The following is an 8405-nucleotide window of genomic DNA, read 5'->3' as shown; positions in this document are numbered from 1 at the left end:
CATCATCGTGTTCCTGAACAAGTGCGACCTGGTCGACGACGCAGAGCTGCTGGAACTGGTTGAAATGGAAGTGCGCGAGCTGTTGTCGAAGTACGAATTCCCAGGCGACGACCTGCCTATCATCAAAGGTTCGGCACGTATGGCGCTGGAAGGCAAAGAAGGCGAGATGGGCGTGGACGCAGTGCTGCGTCTGGCCGATGCGCTGGATGCCTACATCCCAACGCCAGAGCGCGCTGTTGATGGCGCCTTCCTGATGCCAGTGGAAGACGTGTTCTCGATCTCGGGCCGCGGTACCGTGGTGACCGGTCGTATCGAGCGCGGCATCATCAAGGTCGGCGAAGAGATCGAAATCGTCGGCATCACCGATACCGTCAAGACGACTTGCACCGGCGTGGAAATGTTCCGCAAGCTGCTGGACCAAGGTCAAGCAGGCGACAACGTTGGTCTGCTGCTGCGCGGCACCAAGCGTGAAGACGTGCAACGTGGTCAAGTGCTGGCCAAGCCAGGCTCGATCAAGCCGCATGCCCACTTCACCGGCGAGATCTATGTTCTGTCGAAAGACGAAGGCGGCCGTCATACGCCATTCTTCAACAACTATCGTCCACAGTTCTACTTCCGCACGACGGACGTGACCGGTTCGATCGAGTTGCCAGCAGACAAAGAAATGGTCATGCCAGGCGATAACGTGTCGATCACCGTCAAGCTGATCAACCCGATCGCGATGGAAGAAGGTCTGCGCTTCGCTATCCGCGAAGGCGGCCGTACCGTCGGCGCTGGTGTTGTTGCAAAAATCCTGGCTTAATTCTTAAGCCTGCATAAAAGAAGACGCGTCGTCGCCCGGCGCCCTTCTTTTTATTCAACTGCCGGGGTTGGCAAGCATTTTGGTGCTATCATGTCGACCCTGACGGTTGTTGCGTCAGAAATTCCCGTATGACCTCATTGCCGTGCAGACCGCGCGGTTCGTTCTTTTAAGGAAATATCATGTCGGCACCAAACCAAAAAATCCGTATCCGCCTGAAGGCTTTCGATTACAAACTGATCGACCAGTCCGCTCTGGAAATCGTTGAAACCGCGAAGCGCACCGGCGCTGTCGTCAAAGGCCCAGTACCACTGCCTACCCGTATTCAACGTTTCGACGTGCTGCGTTCCCCGCACGTCAACAAAACTTCGCGCGATCAGTTCGAGATCCGTACGCACCAACGCCTGATGGACATCGTTGACCCAACGGACAAAACCGTTGACGCGCTGATGAAGCTGGATCTGCCAGCTGGTGTTGATGTTGAAATCAAACTGCAATAAGAGTTTCAAGGGCAGCTGACAACGCCGTAGCACCAGGTGTTGACAGCTGTTCCAGGCCGGCGGGGTGTCCCGCTGCCTGATGATGGGGCCGGGCCTGTTCACGATCGTGAGCGCGCCCGGCCCCATTGCTTTGGTGTCGCGCCTTTTGCGGTGCGTCCGTCTTTCCCTCATCCCATTTCATCCCTCTTTCTTCTTTTCGCTTTTCCTCACCCGGCCTATAAAGTGGGGTTAAAACAACAATTGTTAATTGTTCTCTTTCCCGGCTGCGTCAAATGTGAGAAATTTGCAACATGCGTGAGAATGTGTGATCCTTTTACAAAAATGGTCAATGCAACGCATCGATTTATAAAACGAAAACAATATTTGAGGAGTAGTCTTGAAAAGTTTAGTGATGAGCAGTACACCCCGTTTGAAGAAAAGCACACTGGCAATAGCATTGACACTGGCCTTCTCCCCATACGCTGTGGCGCAAGAAGCTGCCGCACCCGCAGAAAAACTGCAACGCGTCGAAGTCACCGGCAGCAGCATCAAGCGTACCGAAGCTGAAACAGCCGGCTCGCTGCAGGTTCTGACCCGCGACGACATCGAGCGCACCGGCCAGACCACGGCGCTGGGCATCCTGAATTCCTCCGCTGCCATCAGCACCTCGATCGACTCGTCGAACAACAGTTCGGGCAGCTTTGCCACGGGCTCCTCGGGCGTGGGCATGCGTGGCCTGGGCAAGGTCGCGACCCTGGTGCTGGTTAACGGCCGCCGCATTGCGCAATACGGCCTGGCCGATGGCGCACAACAGAACTTCACCAACCTGGACGCGATCCCGGCTGCCGCCATCGAGCGCATCGAGATCCTGAAAGACGGCGCGTCGGCAATCTACGGTTCCGACGCCATCGCTGGCGTGATCAACATCATCCTGCTGAAGAACTTCGAAGGCGCCAAGATCACCGGCAACTACAAGGAAACCGAAGGCTTCAAAGACCAGCGCAGCCGCAACGTGTCCGGCATCGTCGGTTACGGCGATATCGACAAGGACGGTTTCAACACCTACCTGACGTACGAAGCTTACAAGAACGACGGTTACACCGCTGACGACCTGCGCGGCCACTATCCGGAATGGCACCGCCAGACCCCGGGCCGCTCGACCTGGGACGCCCTGAGCGCGTTCTCGCCAACCGGTAACTACTTCCTGAACAGCACGAACATCGTCGCCGCGCCAGGTTGCCCGGCCGACAAGATCGACCCGAAAGACAAGCTGTGTAAGATGGATGTCCTGCCATACACAGGCCTGACCACCAATGCCAAGCGCTATGCGCTGGCCAGCAACACGCATTTCCGCATCGGCAAGAACATCGACGCCAACTTCGAGATCACCAACGCCGGCGCCAGCAACGACTACATCGTCGCCCCGTTCAACGTCAGCAACGGTAGCGCCACCACGTCGCCGAGCACCTGGTACGACGCGATCAACGGCAAGATGGTCGGTCCATACTTCTATCCAAAATTGCCGGTTGGCCACGCCAACAACCCTTACGGCGTACCGGTGGAATACCGTGCCCGCATGATGGATACCGGTGAAGGCTTCAACTTCAACCGCACCGAGTCCGATCAGACGCGCGTCATGCTGAGCCTGAACGGCGACATCGGCAATTTCGACTGGAAATCCGCGGTCGGCTACATGAACTCGAAAGCCAACAAGGCCACCCGTGCCGTGAGCGCGACCGGCTACACCAATGCCATCGTCAACGGCACCTACAAGTTCGGCCAGCAAAACGATGCCGCGCTGCTGGAATCGATGTTCCCGGTGCGTACCACCAAGGGCGAGTCGAAGATCACCTTCATCGACGCGACCGTGTCCGGTGAAGTGGCGCAACTGCCTGCCGGTCCTTTGAATGTGGCATTCGGTACCGACATCCGTCGCGAAAAGTATGAAATGGCCAGCTCGGACAACGTGCTGCGTGGCGACCTGGTCGGCATCGCCGGCCTGCAAGTCAAAGACACCATGGATCACTACGCGCTGTTCGCCGAAGCGACCATTCCGGTGGTCAAGCGTGTGGAAGTGAGCGCAGCGGTACGTGCCGACAAGTCCACCAACAGCGACGTGCACTTCTCGCCGAAGCTGGGCTTGCGCGTCAACGCCACCGACACCCTGTTGCTGCGCGCTACGGCCGCTGGCGGCTTCCGCGCGCCTAACATCGTTGAAACCGGTAACGGCCTGGGCCGCAGCTCGTTCGCGACCAGCGTCAGCGATCCACGTCGTTGCTCGACTGCCAGCACCCTGAACAACCTGGTGCAGAACAATCCAGCAGCCACCACCGTCGACAAGGCGCAGGCGAATACCTTCCGCAACAGCGATTGCTCGGGCGGTGTGCCTAGCTTCGTGTCGGCGAACAAGGACCTGAAACCGGAAACCTCGCGTTCGATCACCGCTGGTTTCGTTTTCGAACCGGTCAAGAATTGGACCGTGGCACTGGACTACTACCATATCGAACGCAAGGACGAAATCGGTACCCGTGCCGTGGCCGACATCCTGCGCGGCGAAGCTGGCCTGCCAGCCGGACAGCTGGTGCGTGTCGATAACTCGGCTTCCGATGCACAATTCCTGGCACTGGTGAAAAAATACGCACCGGGCAATACCACCAACTTCGGCGGCGTTGGCGCGATCGGCTTGCTGTACAACCCATACGTCAACAGTGGCAAGACCCGTGCTTCGGGCTTCGACTTCGACGCGGGTGGCCGTTTCAACACCGGTATCGGCCAGGTTCGTTTGAAACTGGAAGGTAGCTACCTGTGGAAATACCAGGAATTCAGCGTGACCGACAATGCCTATGACACCAACCTGGCCGGTAACTATGACCTGGGTTCGCGTCTGAAAACCAAGCTGCGCGCCAGCCTGAAGACCGGCGAGTTCGACCACGGCATGACCCTGAACTACGCCAGCGGTTTTAGCAACGACAACCAGACTTCGTCGACCTACTGCGTTACCAACAAGGTTTCGGCTGAGAACATGGGTGTTTGCTCGCGCGTAGGCAGCAACACCACGGTCGACTACAACCTGTCGTACGGCGGCATCAAGAACACGCGTCTGAGCCTGTACATCGACAATCTGTTCGACAAGGCTGCACCGATTCAATGGCGCAAAGGCTACGCTGAATCGTTCCAGATGCGTCGTATCGGCGTAACGGCCAGCTACACCTTCCTCTGATCGGCGTCAGCTGATACCTCCACCGTCCGGCAGCGATGCCGGGCGTGTCAAAGACCAGGCCTCGTGCCTGGTTTTTTTTGCCTTGCCATCGAGGCACAGGGGGATATCGCTTTACAGTGCTGCGGCTGGACGATAAAGTTGCCGCATGCTTAACGCCCTCGATACCCACCTGTTAAATGCCGCCCCCCGTCACCGCTTGCGCGGCTGGCCGCGCTTGCTGACCGAGTTCCTGTATTTCGGCATCAAAGAGGCGTGGTCCTGTCTGTTCGTGGGGCTGTTTTTTGCCGCAGTCTTCCTGGTGCCGCGCGCCGGCCTGTTCGGCCTGCCGCGCTATGACGTGCTGCTGCTGGCGGCGCTGGTGATCCAGGGCGCGATGGTCTGGAGCGGGCTGGAAACGTGGGATGAATTGAAAGCCATCTGCCTGTTTCATGCGGTCGGCTTCGCGCTGGAGGTGTTCAAGGTGTCGGGCACGATACAGTCGTGGAGCTATCCCGACTTTGCCTACACCAAGGTGTTTGGCGTGCCCCTGTTTTCCGGCTTCATGTACGCCGCCGTCGGCAGCTACATCATCCAGACCTGGCGCCTGCTCGACATGCGGATCCGCCACCATCCGCCGTACTGGATGGCGGTGCTGATCGCGCTGCTGATCTACGCCAACTTCTTCACCCATCATTACATCGGCGACTACCGCTGGTATCTGGCTGCCTGCGCGCTGGGCTTGTATGCGCGCACCACCGTGGTGTTCCGGCCGCTCGACCGCGACCGCAGCATGCCCTTGCTGCTCGGTTTCGTGCTGGTCGGCTTCTTCATCTGGCTGGCCGAAAACATCAGCACCTTCTGGGGCGTGTGGCGCTATCCGAACCAGCTTGGCGCATGGTCGGTGGTGCATGTCAGCAAATGGAGCTCATGGTCGCTGCTGGTGGTGATGACGTTCACCATCGTGGCCCACCTCAAGCACATCAAGGCCAGCATCCACGTCGCCCAGCCTTAGGCCGGGCCCCGGGAGTCGCTTATTGCAAGCTGGCCGCCACCACGTCGAAGCGCGCGCCCAGTGCCGCTTGCGGGCCGCCTTGCAGCTGTTTGGCATACTGGCGCAGCACTTCCGCCGAATACGTGCGCGAGGCGGGCGACAACTTCGGCAGCAGCGGCAGCACGCGTTCCAGATAGCCCGTGCCTTCCTGCCACTTGCCTTGCGCGGCCAGCGCCGACGCCAGTTCCACCATGCGGCGGCCGATGCGCGCATCGCTGCGCGGCTGTGCCGCTTCTTCCGTGGCCAGCGCTTGCCGGTACAGTTGTTCCGCTTCCGCATTCTTGCCCTGCAAGCGCTTGATGCGGCCCAGGTTGTACTGGCGCTGCGAGAGGATGTCCGCGCTGGCCCCGGCCTGCTCGGCGCTGCGCAGCGCCTGTACGCAAGCCAGTTCCGCTTCGCCAAACTGGCCTTTGAGTTCGGCCGCGTTGCAGGCGTCGCGCTGTTCATTGGAGGTGGTGAGTGTCGCTGGCGCCGCGCAGGCGGCCAGCAGGCTGACAGCGCATAGCAGGCTGATGGTATGGTTCTTCATAGTCTCCTCGGACGGGTGTCAAACACGGTGTATCGGTGGAGTCATGCCGTGATAAATATACTCTAAGTTTTTTGGGCATGGGCGGCTTTTCGCCGGCGCACGCGATTGACGCCGGATTGACGCCGCTTGCGTGCTTCAGGGATACTCCGGGCTTGTCCATTAATGCGTGCCGCCGCCATGTCCAAGACTGTCCTGATCGTGGAAGATGAACAGGCGATTGCCGACAGCATCGCCTATGCCTTGCGCACGGACGGCTTTACGCCGCGCCATGTGATGCTGGGCGAGCACGCCCTGGCCGCGTTGCGCCCGACGCCCGGCGAAGCCGCGCCCTTGCCCGTTCTGGTGGTGCTCGACGTGGGCTTGCCCGACATGAGCGGGCTGGAAGTGTGCCGCCGGCTGCGCCAGTTTTCCGAGGTGCCGGTGATCTTCCTGACGGCCCGCAGCGATGAGATCGACCGTATCGTCGGCCTGGAAATCGGCGCCGATGATTACGTCACTAAACCGTTTTCGCCGCGCGAACTGGTGGCCCGCATCCGCGTCATCCTGCGCCGCGCAGGCGTCGCGCCAGTCCCGCGCGAGACTGGCATGACGATAGCCGCGCCTGTCGCCGCGGCCGCGCCGGCGCGCTTCGAGCTGCGTGCGCTGGAGGCGCGCGTGCTGTTTCACGGCCAGCCGCTGGACCTGACCCGCTATGAATACCTGTTGCTGAAGACCCTGCTCGAGCATCCGGGCCACGTGCTGTCGCGCGCGCAGCTGATGCAGCGGGTGTGGAGCGGGGCGCCCGACACGCTCGAGCGCACCGTCGATGCGCACGTCAAATCGCTGCGCGCCAAGCTGCGTGCCGTCGATGCGCAGGTCGACCCCATCCACACCCACCGTGGCCTCGGCTACAGCCTGGCCGGCGCATGAAGATCGGCCTGCGCATCCTGCTCGGCTACTTCCTGGTCGTGGGCCTGGCCGCATGGTTCCTGCTGAATGTCTTCATGGAGCAGGTCAAGCCGGGCGTGCGCTCGACCCTGGAAGACACCCTGGTCGATACCTCGCAGCTGCTGGCCAGTCTGGTGGCGCCCGACGTGAAGGCGGGCACGCTGGCGCAGTCGCCCGTGGCCGGGCGCATGCAGGATTACGCGCGCCATGGCGTGGACGTCAATATCAATGGCGTGCGCAAGCGCACGCTCGATTACCGCATCACCATCACGGACCGGCACGGCATCGTGCTGTTCGATTCCAGCGGGCGCGATGTGGGGCGCGACTATTCGCGCTGGAATGACGTGTATCTGACCTTGCAGGGCAAGTACGGCGCGCGCAGCACGCGCAGCCGGCCTGACGACGAGATGTCGACGGTGATGCACGTGGCCGCGCCGATTCGCGACGGCAATGAGGTGATCGGCGTGCTGACGGTGGCCAAGCCGAACGCCAGCGTGCAAGCGTTTGTCGAGCGCAGCCAGCGCAAGATCCTGCAGCGCGGCGCCGTGCTGTTGCTGCTGTCGCTGCTGATCGGCCTGGCGTTCGCCTGGTGGCTGCACCATGCGCTGGGCAAGCTGATGCGCTACATCGGCGACGTGGAAGCGGGGCGCAAGGTGGCGCTGCCGGCGCTGGGCAAGAACGAGATCGGCACCCTGGGGCGGGCGCTGGAAGCGATGCGCACGCGCCTGGAAGGCAAGGAATACGTGGAGCAGCTGATGCACACGCTGGCGCATGAATTGAAAAGCCCGATCGCCGCCATCCAGGCCTCGGCCGAGCTGCTGCAGGAAGACATGCCGCCGGCCGAACGCCGTCAGTTTCTGGTTAGTATCCTGGAACAGAATGCGCGCCAGCGGCAGCTGATCGACAAGCTGCTGGCCCTGGTGCGCGTGGAAAAGCAGCAGCGCCTGGAACACCCCGAGCGCATCGCGCTGGCGCCCCTGCTGGCGCAAGTGGCGCAGGATGCGGCCGCCACGCTGGCGGCGCGCGGCGTGCGCCTGCAGCTGCAGTGCGACGAGTTGAGCGTGGCCGGCGATGCCTTGCTGCTGCGCCAGGCGCTGGGCAACCTGCTCGACAACGCGGCCGGCTTTGCGCCGCCTGGCAGCGGCATCGACCTGACGGCGCATCGCCAGGGCAGCCAGGTGGAAATTGCCGTGCGCGACCGCGGTGCAGGCATTCCCGCGTATGCGCTGGAACGCGTCTTCGAACGCTTCTATTCCCTGCCGCGCCCGGCCGCCGGCAAGAGCACGGGCCTGGGCCTGCCCTTCGTGCGCGAGGTCGCTTCCCTGCATGGCGGCACGGTCGAGGTGCTCAATCATCCGGACGGCGGCGCCTGCGCGCGCCTGTGCCTGCCGTTGGTGTAGCACATTTTATTTGCCGGCTTC

7 protein-coding genes are annotated in these 8405 nt (G+C 61.4%); 6 read left to right on the top strand and 1 reads right to left on the bottom strand.

Annotated features, from left to right (window positions below; all coding sequences use genetic code 11):
* The 4 genes from AC0V2Y_RS26220 to AC0V2Y_RS26205 form a co-directional block, all read left to right on the top strand.
* A partial coding sequence (locus tag AC0V2Y_RS26220) for an elongation factor Tu (protein ID WP_475413732.1) occupies window positions 1-802 on the top strand: 802 nt, incomplete at its 5' end.
* Between the two features lie 179 nt (window positions 803-981).
* Window positions 982-1299, top strand: a complete 318-nt coding sequence (gene rpsJ, locus AC0V2Y_RS26215; RefSeq protein ID WP_010394389.1) for a 30S ribosomal protein S10 — start codon at window positions 982-984, stop codon at window positions 1297-1299.
* Between the two features lie 436 nt (window positions 1300-1735).
* Complete coding sequence (locus AC0V2Y_RS26210; RefSeq protein WP_475413733.1) at window positions 1736-4498, top strand: TonB-dependent receptor plug domain-containing protein; 2763 nt, start codon at window positions 1736-1738, stop codon at window positions 4496-4498.
* A gap of 145 nt (window positions 4499-4643) precedes the next feature.
* Entirely contained in the window at window positions 4644-5489 is an 846-nt protein-coding gene (locus tag AC0V2Y_RS26205; RefSeq protein ID WP_475413734.1) for a DUF817 domain-containing protein, read from the top strand.
* A gap of 19 nt (window positions 5490-5508) precedes the next feature.
* Here AC0V2Y_RS26205 and AC0V2Y_RS26200 read toward each other — a convergent pair whose 3' ends face one another.
* The gene (locus tag AC0V2Y_RS26200; RefSeq protein WP_475413735.1) at window positions 5509-6057 is read right to left on the bottom strand and encodes a tetratricopeptide repeat protein; all 549 of its coding nucleotides are present in this window, start codon (window positions 6055-6057) and stop codon (window positions 5509-5511) included.
* 177 nt (window positions 6058-6234) lie between these two features.
* Between AC0V2Y_RS26200 and creB the strand changes: the two genes are divergently transcribed.
* Both creB and creC read left to right on the top strand, forming a co-directional pair.
* Window positions 6235-6966 carry a two-component system response regulator CreB gene (creB, locus tag AC0V2Y_RS26195; RefSeq protein ID WP_475413736.1) on the top strand — a complete coding sequence of 244 codons (732 nt, stop codon included), beginning with the start codon at window positions 6235-6237 and terminating at the stop codon, window positions 6964-6966.
* Complete coding sequence (creC, locus tag AC0V2Y_RS26190) at window positions 6963-8384, top strand: two-component system sensor histidine kinase CreC (RefSeq protein WP_475413737.1); 1422 nt, start codon at window positions 6963-6965, stop codon at window positions 8382-8384. Before creB ends, creC begins: the two co-directional genes overlap by 4 nt.
* Window positions 8385-8405 lie beyond the last annotated feature (21 nt).

The sequence above is a fragment of the Janthinobacterium sp. BHSEK genome, assembly GCF_056174685.1.
Note: the sequence above shows the minus strand (reverse complement) of the source record. Positions and strands in the feature narration are given on the sequence as shown.

Excerpts from the sequence above, each read along its gene's own strand:
- AC0V2Y_RS26205 (WP_475413734.1), top strand. The coding sequence starts at position 4,644 with ATGCTTAACGCCCTCGATACCCACCTGTTAAATGCCGCCCCCCGTCAC.
- creC (WP_475413737.1), top strand. The coding sequence starts at position 6,963 with ATGAAGATCGGCCTGCGCATCCTGCTCGGCTACTTCCTGGTCGTGGGC.
- creB (WP_475413736.1), top strand. The coding sequence starts at position 6,235 with ATGTCCAAGACTGTCCTGATCGTGGAAGATGAACAGGCGATTGCCGAC.
- rpsJ (WP_010394389.1), top strand. The coding sequence starts at position 982 with ATGTCGGCACCAAACCAAAAAATCCGTATCCGCCTGAAGGCTTTCGAT.
- AC0V2Y_RS26200 (WP_475413735.1), bottom strand. The coding sequence starts at position 6,057 with ATGAAGAACCATACCATCAGCCTGCTATGCGCTGTCAGCCTGCTGGCC.